Origin of the sequence: Paenibacillus sp. FSL F4-0236, from assembly GCF_038000135.1 — a bacterium.
Lineage (GTDB): Bacteria > Bacillota > Bacilli > Paenibacillales > Paenibacillaceae > Paenibacillus_AQ.
Map to the genome: position 1 here is coordinate 1 of NZ_JBBOBK010000002.1, position 18,003 is coordinate 18,003.

The window sequence follows — 18,003 nt, forward strand, 5'->3', positions numbered from 1 at the left end:
ATCTGACGAGAAAATTAATTCTCTAATTTTGGATTTCACTTTCGTGATTTCCTACTCACTCGTTGTTCAGTTTTCAAAGATCAAACTGTTTATTTCGTCGTTGTGTTGTTCAGCAGCGACCTTTATAATATATCACAGCGTCCTCGTTTTAGTCAACCTTTTTTTTAATTTCTTTTTTCGGTTGTCTTTCGAATGTTTTCGAAAGCACATCTCTGTGTCAGAGGGACGAGTTATAATTTAACACATGAACTAGGAAAGAGTCAACCATAAATTTATTAGAATAAATATGAGCGCATCATAATAGCGAGCAAACAAAAAAGAGAGTGCTCAGCCTCTCCCTATCCCTACTTATTTTATCTATAGATTACCGGCAAATCCTGCATCTAATTTCTTATCTATAAGGTATATCGGATCGCATGACCCTCTCCCCCATGACCGTCAGCCCATAAAGTAATCTCACGGATTAGCGAACGAGAAACAAGCTTTCGTAAAACTAGGGGCAACTCAGCCTCTAACTGACACAGGCCAGAATGCTGTAGTAATTCTTTTATACTCCACGCTTCCTTACGGCTATTCAGAATATTGAAAAGCAATGCACAACAATCCGTCATTTTGGACATGATCCCAAATTCACATGCTAGAAGAACAAGCTCTACTCTTTGCTCTAAGGTCTCCGTGCTGATGGTTAGTTCCTCATATAGTTTATGGACCGAAGTGTTCATACTTTTAACCTGCTCCCAAACAGCCGGCTCTGGAAATGAACCAGATTCACTCACTTCTATTCTTGCCCAATGATATAGAGCCATCAATACACAGTTATATGCATCCATAATGTAGCCAGCTTCTATATACCGTTTAGATTTCACATACAAATGCAAGAATCGTGCAAACTCCATGAACTCAACTCGTTCCTTAAGAGGCCCTTCAAATTGTAAAATCTCCCGGCGCATATCCCCTAGTATTCCTTTGGGATCCCAGATCACTTCCCCAATCATCAAACTAGTAAGGAGCTCGTTATTATCTCCCGCCATGACAGCCCGCTCCAAAGCGGAAAGGCCAATATGGACTGACTGGGTCCGTGTGTCACCGGCAATGGTGTGGCGAACAATATGTTCTAAATCCTGTTCCTCATGTAAAACTAACACAACCATATCAAAATCGTGAAGTAGCGCGCTTTGAAAAGGAGTACTCCCTTTCTGCCGCAAAGCGACAGCTCCTAAAACATTTTCTTCAAACGTTTCTCCACTCAACAAAGTTACATTGGATAATTCCATGCTTCCCTCCATTAAATTTGGCGAATTTGCGTCCAGTCAGTTATAATTCAGTTATAATAATTATTCTACATATGAAAGACAGTTCCTTCTGGACAACCCAACTATATTTAGTTAGGAGCAAACACTCATGAAGTTTAAAACGGCTAAGATCAACGCTTTTCGCACATGGGGATTACTGCTCACAATGCTCGGAATGGGACTTATGGTTTTGGGTACAGCAGGCATCGTATTCTGGGGATCGACTGGGAAAGTATTCGCTGGAATCGGACTTGTAATCGGTTTAATTTCCATGATGGCAAGTCTTGCGATCTATTTCTGGGCTGGCATGCTCTCAACGAGTGCAGTTCAGCTAGAGTGCCCTGAGTGTCACAAGCTGACCAAGATGCTCGGTAAAACAGACCGCTGTATGTTCTGCCACACCATTCTTACTATGGATCGGGCTGAGGCTACTATTACTGCAGATCAGCTTGAGCATCAGCAACTAAACCACTAAACACACCTTACAGAGGCTCATTACTAACTAGTTAAAATGCACTCAAATATTTGTTAATACAACAAAGAGGCCCCCGATATGGGAGCCTCTTTGTTTGTTATAAATGAAATTATGATTACTTATGAATCTCTTGTAATGCTTCCCATGCTGATGGATTGCTAAAACTGCGATTCCATGATCCGATGCCTCCAAGCCCCATGGACTTAGCAAGCTCAACTCTTGATTTTAAGCTAACCTTATCTTCTATCCATATTTTCTTAAGAGCGCCATCTTCCTTGTACTCTACGTAATTCTGCCCAGCAGCCTTATCAAATGTAGGAGTTAGCTTCTTCTCTTTGATAATTTTTTCAACGGCATTCATACTAACGGATTTGGAGCTTACCTTTGTCTTGCCATCTACTTGAGCCTCAGTCCAGATGCGGGTGTACAATGGGATCCCCAAAATCACCTTCTCAGGCGGCACATTGTCTTCCTCTATGATCCGGCTTATTGAATTCTCTACCCAAGGTAAGGAGGCAACAGAGCCCGCGATAGGGCTAGCTGCCCAATGTTCATCATAAGCCATCACGATTAGATAATCGACTAATGTCCCAAGAGCCTTACGATCAAGGAATGCTGACCACATCTCGCTATTGGATTTAGGTGTCACGTCTATGGAGACGATTAGATTCTTAGCCTGAGCCATCGGTTTTAGCTCTCTCATAAATTGAGTGACATTCTCTCCGTCTTTCGTATACACATTCTCAAAATCGATATTAATTCCATCCAAATTGTATAAATCCGAATATTCTAAGATCTGTACGATTGCATTCATCCGTTTCTCATAGCTGGACAATGCCTCAGTAGTCATGTCTGGATCGAAGCTATTGCTAAGCAACCCCCATACCTCTAACCCGTGCCCATGCGCCCACTGCACATACGCACTGTCGGCCTGACTGCGCACATTGCCATCACCATCTATAATACTAAACCAGGTTGGGCTAGCCACGTTAACGCCTGGTAGCTCACCGAAGGTTTCTGGGTTAGGTTTGCGTTGGTAAACAGCCTCCCAATACAAATTCACTGACTTCCCTTTCCAGTTACGTTCAGCGCGTGTTGGCGTGGATTTTTTCGGTTCCACTGTCTTTTGACCATCCCGAACAATGTCACTTGCCTTGGCATAACCTGCATGCCCGCTGCTTAATTGTATAAACAGCCAGTCCTTATTTTCTTCATTCCAAATATTCACGACTGCTCCAGGAGACATATCCGCAACTATAGGTGCGTGGATGGATGCCTCATTTCGTAGAGCTACTGACTTGTCGCCTTTTTCACCTTTAACTTTTCCTAACGAGACAGATTCTCCTGCCGTCATTAGTAGTATTGCTCCAGTATTCGTATCCTCCTGTATTTCAAACCCATATAGATCTTCTAATACATCCGCAGGAAGGTAGGTCACTTTCTCCTTTACTTCAGGCGCTAGCCGCAGTTGCAGCGGACGGTTGTTCAGACTAGCATCGGTTTTATCCTCCTGCATGTAAAGGAGCTCACTATCCGTTGATAGGATGACCGACTTCGTCTTCTCTTCATAACGAATGGAAGGATCCACATACTCTTGCAACAATGGTAATGGTAATAGCATGCTATCCCCAGTCCCCGAGGCAGAATAACCTGTATGCTCTCCTTTTACAAAGATGGGATGCGCTTGAGCTTTCCAATCTACATCTATGTGCTGACGATTTGGCAATACATAAAACACTACCCAATATGCTGCTGCTACAATGATTAAAAGTCCAAATAACCGCCTAAAAAAACCTCCGCGCTTTTTGACGCGCCTCTGTCCCAGTCTTCTGTCCAAAATATATCCTCCAGATAATAATATGATTTTTAATAGAGTCTAACATTACGATTATAACATCCACTTGGTTTCGTATAACCAGTAGAAAATAGTCATTTATCCTACAAATTGTTATATTCAAGAAGAAATGACGTTGTCGTTCTTATATTTGTAAAAAAATAAAAACGTGAGTCCTCCGCTTTCGGATTTCGCACGTTTAGTGATAACTTGGTAGATCGCCTTGATACCGTTCTATTCTAGTCTTAATGCTGCTTCTCTCTACAACTTTTACAAAATCCATGCAGCTCCATACGCAATCCTGTAATCTTAAAGCCTGTAGCTTGCTCAGCATGCAGCTCTACATCCCTAAGCGAAGGATAACTGAAATCCTCAATCTTACCGCATTTCTGACATATAACATGATAATGATCAGACACATTGGCATCAAAACGGCTGGAGCTATCCCCATAGGTCAACTCACGAACCATGCCAGCTTCCATAAACATCTTGAGATTATTATATACGGTTGCCACGCTCATGCTCGGAAATTTAGGCTCTAATGCCCGATATATATCGTCAGCTGTAGGATGATTCATTGCTTCCATCAAATACGTAAGAATCGCATGACGCTGGGGCGTTATACGGACACCTGTTGTTTTTAATTGTTCCAATGCATGTTGTACGCCACTCCCCATGACTGTCACCGCCTTTTAAATTTAAAAATAAAAGAAATATTTCTTATAATTGTAAGACTGGGTTTTCAATCTTGTCAACGAAGTCGATACATTATATTCATTATTATATAAGAAAAATTACTTTTTTCAATAACCTCTCACATTTAAGTTGCTGTTTCCCTCAACCTGAATCTTGAACTCACCTGTGCCCACTTCACCAGATATCTTCTTCTTATCAATGGTTAAGGTAGGTAAATCTGAAATAATATCTCCATATCCACTTGAGCCATTCAACTTATAGTTCCCTAACTGCGGCAAATACAATTGAATATCGCCAACTGCACTATAAATGTCCCAGTCTCCTCCGACTTCATGTGAACGAACATCAATGATGCCATTCAAGGATTCTGCATGCAGCTTCGATCTGGCTCCATCAATCTCTAAATTACCATTTTTGCTAGAAATATCGATCTCGGCTTCATTCCCGGTTGCACCGATATTGCCAACTGCCGTTGATAATTTCAAGGCTCCTGTGACATTCCAAGCATTCATATTGCCACCGCTCGTTGATAAATCAACGCTGCCCTGGACGGATCTCGCACGCACAGCTCCATTCAGTGTTTTCCCTTTCACATTACCAAAGATACGATGAAGAATAAGTTCTCCATTTCCCGTTTCCAGCGAAATATCTTCGATCGCTTCAATGTTCTGCAGGGTGATCCCACCATTCATAGTGCGAACATCTAGGTTAAAACGGCGGTCTTCCGGCAAAGAAATGTCCAAATCCATTCGCGGCTGACGCTTACCTGATTCTCCGTACGCCTTGCTGTTTGAAGTGATTTTTATAGTTGGTCCTTCAACAACATCCACAAAGGACTGTTCCGAAATGGCCTCAGCCATCGGACCTTCCAATTGATCTACCCAAACTGTAGTAGTAATTTGAATATTATCTACGGGAGCCCGGTGCAATAAAATATCTCCATTAATACCATCAACGGATATTTTGGCTGTATTTAACTTCACTGGAACAATAAGTGGAGCCTTCTGAAATTTACTTCCCTTCGCCTCGCCATAGTCGACTGCAGCTGCTGTAAGGTTGAGACTCACATTTTTCCACAGATATAAGTAATGTTCTTGTTCGGCAACGATAAACACACTCGCAGCAAGCAATATAGCAGATAAAAGGCCGCGTAAATCCAATCTGATTCTTGTTCCCTTTTGTACAGAGCCTGAACGACCAGAGAAGAAATACATGAACAGGAACTCAATCCCCCACAACACTGGGATGACCGGCCACCACTTCAAGAGTAAAAGCATATAATCCGACCCGTCTCTCCAATCCAGAAACAACGGGATGGCCATAGCAATAAGCAAGACCGATGCCGTATATCTTCCTACACGCCGGTTATGAGACTCATTTTTCTTGCGCGAAACGATTCCTCTGACAATTTCTCTCGCTCCTACATATATACCACCACATAATAAAACTGCAGACACGGCCACTTCGGAGTAATGCTCAATAAAAAATTGCAGCCATGCTGGCTTTTGGCGAAACAGAATGAGAAGCGCTCCCCCTAAAAGAAGTAGAAATCCAAAGGATACGCCAGGTTCACTGACGATACTACGACGCTTAGGAGGTGTAGTTATTTTTGCCACAGGATCATCAAGCTCTTGATCTTCAGGGTAACGGAGAATCTTGTCCGCTGATTGCAGTACATCATACACATTATAGAAATATATCGCCGGAATAATCAGTGCAAGTAAAATAAGCAACGGAACATTAATCTGCATTCCAATGGATGAGAAATAAATTAAAGCTGAGATATCCAATAGTATCAAGAAGATAAAGGTAATTCCTTTGCGGAGAAGCCCAAAGTATAAGTGCCCAGTTCCTGGGATGAGAGCTGCCAATAGTCCAGCGATAAATTTGCGTTTGCGGCGGCGCCGTTTTGGACGTGGAGGGATTATCTTCTTCTGAATCTCACTCTCCGTAGTCTCAAGATCGGCTGAACCCCGCTGCTCTTCCTGCGCTGAGAGTATTGCAGAATCATTTGTCATATCTCGGCTCCTCCTTTCGTAAACATGGGTCTGTGTATATGCTTCTTCAAAGTGAACCACTCCGATAAAAATCAATCAATTCCACACCGGGAGCAACTTCCTGCGATCCCATAGGTACAAAACCATGCTTGCTGTACAAAGAAACGGCAGGCAGGTTTAGCTTCCCCGTAGATACGATGTATTGCTCCATCCCTGAAAAATGTTCAAATACATATTCCAAGAGACAGCTTGCAATACCTCTGCGGAAAAAGTCCGGTCCCACCATCATCCGCGTAATCGTGAGTTTGCCCGGGGATTCTTCTTCTATAGCAATAGCACCCATCAGTTCTTCATCTTCATCAAAGCAGCCGTAAAAATCCTCTTTAGAGCGGCTGAGCATCTCTCTCGTCTCCATAAGCGGTGGGATCTCACGAAACCCTATTAACTCCGCTTCTAGCCGGTAGGCCTTATGCTGGAGGCTCCATAGTTCATTAACGGTACTATCATCCTGGAGGTTTAGCTTAATAATTGTATTCATCCCTACTAGTCCCCTTATATGCCGCTAAGGGCCTGCCGTTGCCGACAAGCCCTTAGCTTATTACATAAGTATATTACCCCAAGTATAAACAACGTTATCGACTACTAAAGACGATAATCGTTTTAATTGCTCAATACCTCGATCAGAAGTTTATTCGCAAGACCTGGATTTGCCTTACCTTTACTTTCTTTCATAACTTGTCCTACGAGGAAACCGATGGCTTTCTGTTTACCTGCTTTATAATCTTCCACTGATTGTGGATTGGCAGCTACGACAGCTTCCACAATTCCTTTAATGGCACCTTCATCGCTGATTTGTACCAGACCTTTTTCCTCAACGATTGCAGCAGGCAATTTACCGCTCTCTAGCATTTCTTTAAATACCGTTTTAGCGATCTTGCTGCTGATGGTTCCACCTGCAATGAGGCCGATCATTTCCCCGAGCCCTTGCGGCGTAATTTTGACCTGAGACAATTCCAGGTTATTACTGTTCAAATAAGCAAGCAGATCACCCATGATCCAGTTAGCTACAGCCTTGGCATCCTGCGTATAAGTAAGGCATCCTTCGAAAAAGTCCGCTAGCGGTTTAGAGGAAGTGATCACGCCAGCATCATAAGCTGTAAGACCCAGTTCTTCACTGTAGCGAGCTTGCCTTGCATCCGGTAGTTCCGGGATCGTCGAACGAATGGATTCTTTCCACGCATCGTCAATATGCAGCACGATCAGATCTGGATCTGGGAAATAACGATAATCGTGCGCTTCTTCTTTTCCACGCATAGATAAAGTTTTCCCTTGGGCTTCATCCCAGCGGCGAGTCTCTTGTACAACTACTCCACCATCATCCAGGATCTCAGCCTGACGATATTGTTCATACTCCAGTCCACGCAGCACACCGCGGAAGGAGTTCATGTTCTTAAGCTCTGCTCTAATACCGAATTCCTCTTGTCCTTCTGGACGTAGACTGATGTTCGCGTCACAGCGCATCGATCCCTCTTCCATCTTGACATCGGATACGTCGCAGTATTGCATAATGGCACGGATTTTCTCCAGATAAGCACGAGCTTCCTCTGGCGAGCGCAAGTCTGGCTCAGATACGATTTCGATAAGCGGTGTTCCCACCCGGTTGAAATCGACGAGCGACGCAAAACCGCCATCTACGTGCGTAAGCTTACCCGCATCCTCTTCCAAATGAAGACGAGTAATACCAATCCGTTTCGTTTCTCCATTCACTTCAATGTCGATCCAGCCGTTCAAACCAATAGGTTGATCGAACTGCGAAATCTGATAAGCTTTCGGTGAATCCGGGTAAAAATAGTTCTTGCGGTCGAATTTACTAACATCACCAATGGTACAATTTAGCGCCATCGCTGCTTTCATAGCGTAATCTACCGCTTGTTTGTTAAGAACTGGCAATACGCCGGGGTGACCCAGGCAGACAGGACAGGTATGCGTGTTAGGCGGGGCTCCAAATTCAGTGGAGCATCCGCAAAAGATTTTGGAGTTGGTATGAAGCTCTACGTGAACCTCTAAGCCGATGACCGTTTCGTATTTAGACATAAGTAATCCCATTCCCTCCTTTACTACAGCTGTGGACGCTGCTTGTGATGATCAGTATTTTGTTCAAAAGCGTGAGCAACACGCAGAATCGTACTCTCGTCAAATTCTTTACCGATAATTTGCAAACCTACTGGCATACCTTCCGCAAAGCCACAAGGAACACTAACAGCAGGAATACCTGCCAAGCTCACAGGAATCGTGAGAATATCGTTCAGATACATGGTCAGCGGATCCTCCGTCTGTGAACCTAATTTGAATGCTGTCGTAGGCGCTGTAGGCCCGATGACCACATCATATTTTTTAAAGATGTCATCAAAGTCCTGTTTAATCAAAGTACGCACTTTTTGTGCTTTTAAATAATAAGCATCGTAATACCCGGAGCTAAGCGCATAAGTCCCTAGCATAATACGACGTTTGACCTCAGGGCCAAAGCCGCGACTGCGGGAATTAAGATATAGATCAAGCAATCCTCCGCCTTCATCTACACGTGCACCATAACGCACACCGTCAAAACGCGCGAGGTTAGATGAAGCTTCCGAAGAGGACAGCAAATAATAAGCTGCTACTGCGTATTCCGTATGTGGTAACGAAACTTCCTCCCAGACAGCACCCATTCCTTCCAGCACCTTAAGTGCGGACAAGACTGTCTCACGCACAGAAGCATCGACACCTGCTCCCAAGTATTCCTTAGGTACAGCAATGCGAAGTCCGGAAACATCACCAGTCAGAGAACTCAAATAATCAGGAATTTCTACTTTAGCTGAAGTAGAGTCCTGGGCATCATAACCAGCAATCGCTTGAAGCACATATGCAGAATCCTCTACATTACGTGTTAATGGTCCAATCTGATCGAGTGAGGAAGCAAAGGCTACCAGTCCATAACGTGATACAAGACCATAAGTAGGTTTGAGACCTACAACACCACAATAGGAAGCAGGCTGGCGGATGGAACCCCCAGTATCCGAACCTAGTGAGAAGAACACTTCGCCTGCAGCTACTGCTGCAGCAGATCCGCCACTGGAACCGCCGGGCACACGCTCTAAATCCCAAGGATTGCGTACAGGACCAAAGCTTGAATTCTCATTAGATCCACCCATTGCGAATTCATCCATATTCAATTTACCGATCGTTACGGCATCTGCCTGCTGCAGTTTAGAAGCCACAGTAGCGTTATAAATCGGCTGGAAATCTTTCAAAAATTGGCTGGCACAGGTCGTGCGTAGTCCCTTAGTTACAATATTATCCTTAATTCCGGCAGGAAGACCAAACAGCAATCCACGTGCTGCTCCAGATGCCAGTTTGTCGTCCAAAGCGCGTGCGGTGCTACGAGCGCCCTCCTCGTTCAAGGTCAAAAATGCATTTACTTTCTTATCCCGCTCAGCGATAATCGCCAGCGATTCTTCAGTCAGTTCACTGACCGATACTTCTTTAGCAGTTAACATGCGATGTACTTCAGGCAATCGATTTTGAAACAGGCTCAAGATTCTTCCCCCTTTCTAATTATGTAGTTATTCCAAAACAGCTGGAACCTTGAAATGTCCGTCTTCATCATCCGGCGCGTTAAGAAGTGCTTCCTCTTGCGTTAGGCTTTCCTTCACAACATCATCACGCATCACATTACTGACCTGCAGTACATGCGTGGTCGGCTTCACATTCTCCGTATCTAGCTCATTCAACTTCTCAGCATATTGTAAAATAGCATTCATTTGTTCTGTAAAGGTTGCCTCTTCTTCCGGGCTCAATTGCAGACGAGCCAGCTTGGCCACATGCTGCACATCTTTAACGGTAATGCTCATAAGATAAATCCCTCCTGTTTAAAGGGCTAAAGCGCCCGGATAACGTTTTTAATTATATTGTAGAAGCTTGGACAATTCAATGATGGGGTTATAACAAAAAAGCCGGCTTTCGCCGGCCTTCCTTAAATCCAAGCTCTAAGATTCACTTGTTTGATGAAATCTGCTTGGGACATGCTTTCGGTTGACGTTGTTTCCGTCTCTTCTGTATCCATATCTTCACCGTTCATCAAATGATGGAACAGCTTCTCATTGTACGTGGACAAAGCATAATCAATTAACGCTTCATGCGTTGCTCTTTCAGCCTCAGCTACTAATAAATGTTCTTCCGCCTCAATGTCTTCAGCAGGAACATAAAAGTTCCTGTTGGCTTCCGGTACACGTATAACATAGTCAAACGCATTATCGGGATTGCGGTCGTAAGCAATTAGGTAGCCGTATTCCCCGATAGGAAGACTCTGCTCAAAAGCGTCCGCAACAATGACAATCTTTTCTCCTAAACGCAGCATCGCCCTACCTCCTGACCCCAAAATCTATCATGATTTTGCTTATTTCAACAGTCTACTAAAAAAAGATAGAACTGTCTAGCGGCAGGCCGGACGATCCTGAGAATTCTACCAAGCAATAACGCCTCGGCGTCCCCTAAGGACGATATGCGTTTATGCGAGAAATAGAAGGAAAATGTATAGTGTGAAACTTATACTTTCTTATATTTTTAAATATACTATATTCGATACAGCACAGGATAATAATCAGTCGGGAAAGTTATTCTTCCTTGTCAAAAGCGAAGCCCCAACAAGGCAAATTATGATCAATACACCGGCAGAAAGATATGGACCTGCTCTAAAGCCCTCTCCAGCTGTAAGAATTCCTGCTGACAGCCCGGAAAGTCCTGCGGGTGTCCAGTCAAACCATGTAGGCAATAAGCTTAAGCCTAATGACGAGCCAGCCATTAACGCCAGTGCTAAAAATGCGGCTACTGGAGGTTTTAAAAAGGCACTAAACAACAACGTAGCCGAGACAGCACATAATAACCATAAACTATATACTCCAGAAGCTGCGATAACATCGCCCCAAGATAGTGAACCAATCAACTGCTCCGTGTAGTAAGCCGCGCCCGCTGCACCCAATCCAAGAGCAACGATCAACAGGGTCAGTTGCGCTGCCCATTTAGCGAACACTATTGCGGCCGGAGAAACCGGCCTTACCAGAATTAATTCCATAGTTCCGCTATAGCGCTCACCAGCTAAAACATTCATCGCGCCAAGCGCCAATACTAACATTCCGATCGTTCCGTACTGTCCCAGAGATTGCGCCATCACAGCTGCGGCACTCGGTATTTCATACCCCTCTAGCAGTCCTGGGGGAACATCACCTGAAGCTTTTAATATTTCCGGCAAATAATAAGTAGTTAACGGCTGCATAATGCCTAATATGATAAAAACGACAGGTATCCAGATTAACTTATAACTGCGAGTCATTTCGAGCATTTCTTTGCGATAAAGGACCCAGGCGCTTCTCATACTCCCACCACCTTCATAAATAAATCCTCTAACGTGGAAGAACCCGCTTCAAATTGCAGCAATGGAATTTCGAGCTGCGCCGCTTCTTGCAGAATCGTCCAACGAGCCATGTCTACATCGTTCACATTAAAAATGGCCTGATCTCCGAACAACTGAGTCTCTAGTACAAACGGTTTGGCAGCAAGAGACTCCAGCCACTGAATAGCTTTTTCTTGCTTCTCCGTACGTACACGAATAACAGGAAGGCTGTATTGTGAACGAAGCTGTGATAAAGACCCCTTCTCAGCAATCAAGCCCTGATTCATTAAAATAATATCATCACAAATTTCTTCTGCATCATGCAGCACATGTGTAGAAAAAACTACAGTTGTCTCTTCACGTATTTCCCGCATCAGTCCCATTACTTCTCTGCGACCAATCGGATCAAGTGCAGATACAGGCTCATCAAGCAATAGTAGACGAGGCCGATGCACAAGCGCCTGAGCCAGACCCAGCCGCTGCTTCATCCCGCCAGAGTATCCACCAATCCGGCGACGAGCATCACCTTTAAGCCCTACACGCTCAAGCGATTCCAATGCCCTGCTGGTAGCGTCTTTAGTTCCCATTCCACTAAGCTTTGCAGCGAAAATAACATATTCATGTCCAGTCATCCACCCATAAAAAGCTGGAGACTGTGGCACATATCCTAATCCCCTGCGATATCCTGCTCCCGGACGGCTCCCCTCAAATGAAATCATTCCAGAGGTGGGTTCTAACAGCCCTGCCAGCATACGAAGTGTGGTCGTTTTCCCAGCACCGTTAGGCCCCAGTAAAGCGACGCACCGTCCTTTCTCAATTTCAAAGCTTATATCATTTACGGAAACATGCGCCCCATAGCTTTTGCGCAAATTCGTAACTTGAAGGAGTGACATCAGACATCTTTCCTTCCTATTGTGAAATAAGCTACGCTGCCTAATATATTTCCGCAAATAATGATAATAATCCACATCCATTTTGGACCACGAACGTTATCCGCTTTGGCCAGAGATATCAGTCCAATAATAGCAAGCAAAGCCTGCAGAATGATTAACGGCATGATTAAACCCCATTTTACCTCTTCCATGAAGTACCACTCCTTGTAATAGGATGAAAGGAACGAGCTTCTTACTAAAGCTTTACAACTGCTTCTTCCTTCTACGTCGGTCAGGAAGAATGACAACAAGTAAGTAGACTAATGCGGGTGACGGAACTGTAGTAATAGCCCACAGTCCCCAGAACCAAGCTTTTCTTCCGCGTCGTCTTGCGTCCCGGAACAGCAATGTCCCTTGCAGCAATAATGCTATCGCTATGCAAAACCATAACCATAGAGGCACATCCTGCAGCTCATTCATTCTTGCGCACCTTCTCTGTTCCTCCTGATCCTCGCTATTCCTAGAGCACTAAGTCCCGCAATAGGAATAAGCGCTTGAATAATCCAATAGATCATCGGTGCAGAACCGAGAATGGATAGAAATACGCTGATCAGGATCAACGATATGCCCCAGAATAACAGCAGCTCTTTACGTTCCATGCTCTTTCTATGCACAGAGGCATCAACCATTAACCTCTCCAGTTCCTGTAATGAAGGTGGTGTGATGTCATTATATTGTGCATCTAACCGGTCAAGCTCATCTGAAAGCTTATGCAAATACAACTCAGGCTCCTTATCTTTATCCTTCTCCATCCTCATTCAGCTCCTTTCGTAGTTGGTTAAGTCCAAGGGATACACGCGACTTGACTGTACCTGAAGGAACTCGCAGGATTTCGCCAATTTCGTCATAACTATAGCCATAGTAATGCTTCAGTAGCACAGCCACTCTTTGCGCAGAAGGTAATTTGGAGAGGGAATCCAGCACTTCACCCCACTCTTCCCCCCTGCTCTCAAATCGCCAACGAATCGAACGGATCCCCTGTTCCTGTTGCTCCCGCTGTTTCCATTCCGCTTCACGCTTCCAGCGCCGCTTTCGATCAATAAATATTCTGGTAGCAATTGTGATTAACCAAGAGGAAAAGGAAGAAGTTCCGTTATAGGTGTTGATCTTCTCCATACATCTGACCATGGTGTCCTGTACAAGATCCTCTGCCAGCAACGGGTCCATGGTCACCTTGATTAAATATTTGAATAAAAAAGTATAGTGTTCTCGCAGCAGTGAAGACAGTGCTGAAGTATCTCCCTGCTGAGCCCGTCTGATTCTCTCCAGCGACTGATCGCTCATCTGCCCCTCCATTCAAGATTTCTTTTCTATTTGTAGTACGAATATGTATTATGAATCGTTCATTCCGCTTAATAATTATTTTTTGAGATCCCACAACTTGCGCCGCCAGGGCTGAATTATCCCTTCCCTTGCCGGAAAATGCCAAAAAAGAGGCGTTCTTCTAAGTTCGCCTCCTGAAACCACCGATACTCCCCCGTAAACCCCACAGGCCTCCTGGAGCAAGCCCTTACAAAGTTCCTTATCTTCAAATTGTATGTCTCTACGTTCTATGGATGAACAAAAGCCACCCTTTCCTGAACACTCCGAAAAAAAACGGCAATTACTGCTGCAAAAATGGTTCCATTTCTCCTTGGAGTCATACCAACCGTAGTCCAGCGGGTAGTATATATTCTTCTCCATTCTATTTCCCTCCATGCTTTTAAGCCTATATGAAGACAAAAAAAGAACGCAAACCGGGATTAATTCCGCAGTCTGCGTGCTTCGCGAGGTTAATGTTACATTTAATTAACCTCATTCTAGTCCTTTTGTAGTCTTTTGTCTATTAAAACTTCCTCGGTTTTTGTCGGTTCTACTAGAACCAACTTCTATTGAGGAACATAAGGGTTGCGAATCTTTTCAAATCCAATGGTTGTCCGTGGACCATGTCCTGGATAAACCTTCACTTCGTCATCCATTTTGTATAGCTTGCCACGAATAGAATCGAACAGATCCCGTTCCCTACCACCAGGTAAATCTGTGCGCCCAACTCCCATTTTAAAGAGTACATCTCCGGAGAATAGATCATTTCCACAAAGGAAGCTTACACTGCCTGGAGAGTGACCAGGTGTATGGTACACACGGAAGGTGTGTCCAATGAACTGCAGAACTTGCCCTTCTGCCAGATCATATTCCGCAGGATCTGTAGCTAGAGGAGGTGACACCTCCGACCACATTAGTGAACCGTTCAGCTTGGGGCTGCTTAGCCATTCACTTTCAAGTGGATGTAAATAAACAGGGCATTTCTTAGCTTTACGAATTTCGTCTACACCGCCCATATGATCAAAATGTGCATGTGTTAACAAAATAGCTTCGATTTCCATTCCTTCGATACTCCGCACTAATGCAGCAGGATTCATACCAGGATCTATGATGATACCCTTCGCAGGATCCGCACCTGTCAGTAAGTAGGCATTCGTTTGAAGCGGACCCAGATTAAATGAACGTATATTTAGCATCAGTTTAGAATCCGGAAATCAGACTACGCAGTTCTTTTGCGATAACTGCCTGATATTCCGTTCCTTCCCCATAGGCTTGCCCCATAGCCTTACGTGCTTCTGCGATTTTGCTGTCGTAATCAGTGGCCTCACGATCAGGATTCTCACGTTTGAACTCTCTCATTATACGCTGCACATGCTCTGGTCTAGGACCCCAATGTCCGAGCACATATCCTCCAGTGTCTGCAAAAATCACGACTGGGACAGATCTGCCACCCATGGTCAAGAAATCATCCATAAGCTCCGGATTCTCTTCCAAAATAAATACCTCTGTCTTCATTCCCGCCGTCTCCAGAATACGGAATACAGCAGGAACATTGCGTACTACGTCTCCACACCAATCCGCTGCTAGGATAAGTACTCGCAAATCGTCGCGATGGTTCAGACTTTCGAAATATTCCTTATCGCTCTCATCTTCCCAATTAAACTTCTCATACCAGGATTCAAAAGCCTGTTGATTCTTCGTCATACTTTCTACGAATTGGCGCGGTGTTAGGCCTTTTCCAAACTTTTGAGCTACATTCTGCTTCATTTTGTAGTCCCCTTTTTCTTGGATTTGTACCATTTAAACACAAAGTAAATGATGATCAGAGCGATCGCTACAAGTATAATTTCGTTGGTATACTTAGCTGCTACTTTGTCAATATCTTCCCATTTATTCCCCAAGGTCATCCCCAGATATACAAACAGAGCACTCCATGGAATAACAGCAAGCGTAGTCAACAAAGTGAACTTACCTAAAGGCATTTTCGATATCCCAGCTGGAACGGAAATGGCATGACGAACAACCGGAATAAAACGAGCTGTAAAGATTACGCCAGTCCCGTATTTATTGAACCACTCTTCCGAATGGTCAATATGCTTCTTTTGAATGAAAATATATTTCCCGTATTTCTCCAAAACAGGTCTGCCACCATAACGACCAATCCAATATACAAAAATCTGTGCAATGACTCCGCCAATCGTACCGAATAATACGGCGCCAAAAAAATTAATATCTCCACTCCATACTAAAAAGCCACCGAAAGCCAGTACAATTTCACTCGGAATAACTTCAATCATAAGTCCGATCATAATCCCAAAATAACCAAGACTCTGAATCCATTCAAACAATGTTGAGATCAGATCAGAAATAACATGCAACCGTACTCCTCCTCCCTTTTCCGCAGAATATGGCTATGTATCTAGCATAAACATCTTTGGCGTCTATATAAAGACGCTTAGCGTTTAAGCAAGAAATATAAGAACATAAAGTATAGATGCTAAACTTATACTTTCTTATATTTTTAAAAGCTCTGCCGCTCTGCTCTATTTTCCAGTTTCTCTTAGCCTATTCTAGCACAAGCAACCTTATCACATCTACTTACAGCGGCGAGGCCATTATCCTATATCGACCCTCTCTTAAAAAGAGTTAGAACAACCTGTATAACCAGAAAAGGTGTACACTTCCAGCAATGAAGATGGAAATGGACACCTGTTTGTCTAAAATGTAAAAGCTGTTTAATAAGCGGTCCATCCGGCGTCCGCCGTTATTACCGTTCCATTCACGAAGCTCGCAGCTTCTGAAGCCAGGAATAAAGCTATCGATGCGATCTCGCTGCTTTCCCCTGTTCGCGGCATGGACGCCATACCATCTCCTGCCTTTTGACTACCAAAAGCACTCGGATTAGACAAATCAATATTCGTCTTTACCCCACCTGGTGCTATAGCATTACAGCGAATTCCAAGCTTCGAGTACTGATACCCTACATTTTTAGTCATACCGATGACAGCATGCTTGGAGGCAGTATAGGCCACTCCTGCACGTGATCCCTCTAAGCCGCCGATCGATGCTACATTGATGATACATCCACCTTCTTGTGCCATGAAAATCGGTAAGACCTTACGAATGGCTCTCATGGGTCCGGTGACGTTCACTGCAATTACGTTCTCCCATAAGTCGTCTGTGATTTCATGAGCCGGGGTCATTTTATCCATGATCCCCGCATTATTAACGAGAATATGAAGTCCACCAAATTGTGTACTTGCGGCATCAATCATTCGCTGAGTATCCTCTTCCTTCGAAACGTCTGCCTTTACAGAATACACCACCCCGTTGCCATGACCTTGTTCTGCCTTCTTGGCCACCGCTTCAACATCCCCCAGATGGATGTCCGCAGCAATAACCTTAGCCCCTTGCTGGGCAAAAAGAAGAGCAATTGCTTCCCCAATCCCAGAACCCGCACCTGTAACAACTGCAACCTTATTCGTCAGCATCATATATCCTCTCCTCCGCTTCTATGTTTCGAACCATTCATCGAATACTTGCCCACAGTTAGTATTAGCAAGGGCATAGCCGCAAACGGCGGTAAATCCAAAGATTCGGTGACAATTTCTTTCTCAATCAAAATGAGGAGAATACGCATTGACAGATAAGAATAAGAATGGTTATTATATATTTAGACAATTACCTAAATATCGAAATGGTGGGTGGAATATGAATGAGTCTTTCAAAGCACTAGCTGACCCTACCCGTCGCCAAATCATTCGGTTACTAAGGGAGAAGGACCGAACCGCAGGTGAAATTGCTGATTTTTTCAACATGTCAAAACCAAGCATTTCTCACCATCTGAATGCACTGAAGCATGCCGATCTCGTACAGGATGAACGCAAAGGTCAATTCATTATGTATTCATTAAATACGACGGTTCTCGAAGAGGTTCTTGGCTGGTTGCTCGAGCTTACAGGTACGGGAAAGCAAACGGAGACGGAAAGCAAATCACTGGACGGAAAACAAAGCCGTGGTATGGATTCTGAGAAGGAGGCTGATTGA

At 44.1% G+C, this 18,003-nt stretch carries 22 protein-coding genes; 2 read left to right on the top strand and 20 right to left on the bottom strand.

The features are described from left to right. Window positions 1-395: 395 nt before the first annotated feature. Window positions 396-1,274: a nucleotidyltransferase-like protein gene (locus tag NSQ29_RS30415; RefSeq protein ID WP_042191792.1), complete on the bottom strand. Its 879-nt coding sequence runs from the start codon at window positions 1,272-1,274 to the stop codon at window positions 396-398. 127 nt (window positions 1,275-1,401) lie between these two features. Between NSQ29_RS30415 and NSQ29_RS30420 the strand changes: the two genes are divergently transcribed. Next, entirely contained in the window at window positions 1,402-1,767 is a 366-nt protein-coding gene (locus NSQ29_RS30420) for a DUF2614 family zinc ribbon-containing protein (protein WP_076285462.1), read from the top strand. A gap of 115 nt (window positions 1,768-1,882) precedes the next feature. On the opposite strand, the gene NSQ29_RS30425 is transcribed toward NSQ29_RS30420, so the two are convergent. From NSQ29_RS30425 to NSQ29_RS30515, 19 genes are all read right to left on the bottom strand, one after another. After that, window positions 1,883-3,604, bottom strand: a complete 1,722-nt coding sequence (locus NSQ29_RS30425; RefSeq protein WP_341126840.1) for a glycosyl hydrolase family 18 protein — start codon at window positions 3,602-3,604, stop codon at window positions 1,883-1,885. Between the two features lie 242 nt (window positions 3,605-3,846). Continuing rightward, on the bottom strand, window positions 3,847-4,278 hold the full coding sequence (locus NSQ29_RS30430) for a Fur family transcriptional regulator (protein ID WP_042191799.1): 432 nt from the start codon (window positions 4,276-4,278) through the stop codon (window positions 3,847-3,849). Window positions 4,279-4,404: 126 nt separating this feature from the next. Then, entirely contained in the window at window positions 4,405-6,315 is a 1,911-nt protein-coding gene (locus NSQ29_RS30435; RefSeq protein WP_341126841.1) for a DUF4097 family beta strand repeat-containing protein, read from the bottom strand. Window positions 6,316-6,361: 46 nt separating this feature from the next. Next, on the bottom strand, window positions 6,362-6,832 hold the full coding sequence (locus NSQ29_RS30440) for a GNAT family N-acetyltransferase (protein WP_339243492.1): 471 nt from the start codon (window positions 6,830-6,832) through the stop codon (window positions 6,362-6,364). Between the two features lie 122 nt (window positions 6,833-6,954). Then, on the bottom strand, window positions 6,955-8,400 hold the full coding sequence (gene gatB, locus NSQ29_RS30445) for an Asp-tRNA(Asn)/Glu-tRNA(Gln) amidotransferase subunit GatB (protein ID WP_076300655.1): 1,446 nt from the start codon (window positions 8,398-8,400) through the stop codon (window positions 6,955-6,957). An 11-nt stretch (window positions 8,401-8,411) separates the two neighbouring features. Continuing rightward, on the bottom strand, window positions 8,412-9,869 hold the full coding sequence (gene gatA, locus NSQ29_RS30450; RefSeq protein ID WP_042191806.1) for an Asp-tRNA(Asn)/Glu-tRNA(Gln) amidotransferase subunit GatA: 1,458 nt from the start codon (window positions 9,867-9,869) through the stop codon (window positions 8,412-8,414). A 27-nt stretch (window positions 9,870-9,896) separates the two neighbouring features. Next, window positions 9,897-10,184 (bottom strand): Asp-tRNA(Asn)/Glu-tRNA(Gln) amidotransferase subunit GatC, encoded by a 288-nt coding sequence (gatC, locus tag NSQ29_RS30455; RefSeq protein WP_042131015.1) that lies wholly within the window; start codon window positions 10,182-10,184, stop codon window positions 9,897-9,899. A 122-nt stretch (window positions 10,185-10,306) separates the two neighbouring features. Next, window positions 10,307-10,690: a hypothetical protein gene (locus tag NSQ29_RS30460; RefSeq protein WP_042131017.1), complete on the bottom strand. Its 384-nt coding sequence runs from the start codon at window positions 10,688-10,690 to the stop codon at window positions 10,307-10,309. Between the two features lie 243 nt (window positions 10,691-10,933). Further along, on the bottom strand, window positions 10,934-11,704 hold the full coding sequence (locus NSQ29_RS30465) for an ABC transporter permease subunit (RefSeq protein ID WP_340972841.1): 771 nt from the start codon (window positions 11,702-11,704) through the stop codon (window positions 10,934-10,936). Beyond that, on the bottom strand, window positions 11,701-12,615 hold the full coding sequence (locus NSQ29_RS30470) for an ABC transporter ATP-binding protein (RefSeq protein WP_339798604.1): 915 nt from the start codon (window positions 12,613-12,615) through the stop codon (window positions 11,701-11,703). Before NSQ29_RS30470 ends, NSQ29_RS30465 begins: the two co-directional genes overlap by 4 nt. Beyond that, window positions 12,615-12,806 carry a PLDc N-terminal domain-containing protein gene (locus NSQ29_RS30475; RefSeq protein ID WP_036680175.1) on the bottom strand — a complete coding sequence of 64 codons (192 nt, stop codon included), beginning with the start codon at window positions 12,804-12,806 and terminating at the stop codon, window positions 12,615-12,617. The genes NSQ29_RS30470 and NSQ29_RS30475 overlap by 1 nt, the downstream gene beginning before the upstream one ends. Window positions 12,807-12,858: 52 nt before the next feature. Then, complete coding sequence (locus NSQ29_RS30480) at window positions 12,859-13,074, bottom strand: hypothetical protein (protein WP_339267200.1); 216 nt, start codon at window positions 13,072-13,074, stop codon at window positions 12,859-12,861. Then, window positions 13,071-13,406: a YxlC family protein gene (locus NSQ29_RS30485; RefSeq protein ID WP_339267202.1), complete on the bottom strand. Its 336-nt coding sequence runs from the start codon at window positions 13,404-13,406 to the stop codon at window positions 13,071-13,073. The genes NSQ29_RS30480 and NSQ29_RS30485 overlap by 4 nt, the downstream gene beginning before the upstream one ends. Continuing rightward, window positions 13,393-13,938 (bottom strand): RNA polymerase sigma factor SigY, encoded by a 546-nt coding sequence (sigY, locus tag NSQ29_RS30490; RefSeq protein WP_339267204.1) that lies wholly within the window; start codon window positions 13,936-13,938, stop codon window positions 13,393-13,395. Before sigY ends, NSQ29_RS30485 begins: the two co-directional genes overlap by 14 nt. Window positions 13,939-14,013: 75 nt before the next feature. After that, the gene (locus tag NSQ29_RS30495; protein WP_341126842.1) at window positions 14,014-14,337 is read right to left on the bottom strand and encodes a hypothetical protein; all 324 of its coding nucleotides are present in this window, start codon (window positions 14,335-14,337) and stop codon (window positions 14,014-14,016) included. Between the two features lie 185 nt (window positions 14,338-14,522). Further along, a complete protein-coding gene (locus tag NSQ29_RS30500) occupies window positions 14,523-15,155 on the bottom strand; it encodes an MBL fold metallo-hydrolase (protein ID WP_060625706.1) in 633 nt (210 codons plus the stop codon). 1 nt (window position 15,156) lies between these two features. Further along, window positions 15,157-15,723, bottom strand: coding sequence for a thioredoxin family protein (locus NSQ29_RS30505; protein WP_341126843.1), 567 nt, complete (start codon window positions 15,721-15,723; stop codon window positions 15,157-15,159). After that, window positions 15,720-16,334, bottom strand: a complete 615-nt coding sequence (locus NSQ29_RS30510) for a DedA family protein (RefSeq protein WP_042191826.1) — start codon at window positions 16,332-16,334, stop codon at window positions 15,720-15,722. The genes NSQ29_RS30505 and NSQ29_RS30510 overlap by 4 nt, the downstream gene beginning before the upstream one ends. Before the next feature lie 357 nt (window positions 16,335-16,691). Then, the gene (locus tag NSQ29_RS30515) at window positions 16,692-17,450 is read right to left on the bottom strand and encodes an SDR family oxidoreductase (RefSeq protein WP_341126844.1); all 759 of its coding nucleotides are present in this window, start codon (window positions 17,448-17,450) and stop codon (window positions 16,692-16,694) included. 217 nt (window positions 17,451-17,667) lie between these two features. Here NSQ29_RS30515 and NSQ29_RS30520 point away from each other — a divergent pair, with 217 nt between their 5' ends. After that, a complete protein-coding gene (locus NSQ29_RS30520) occupies window positions 17,668-18,003 on the top strand; it encodes an autorepressor SdpR family transcription factor (protein WP_076285584.1) in 336 nt (111 codons plus the stop codon).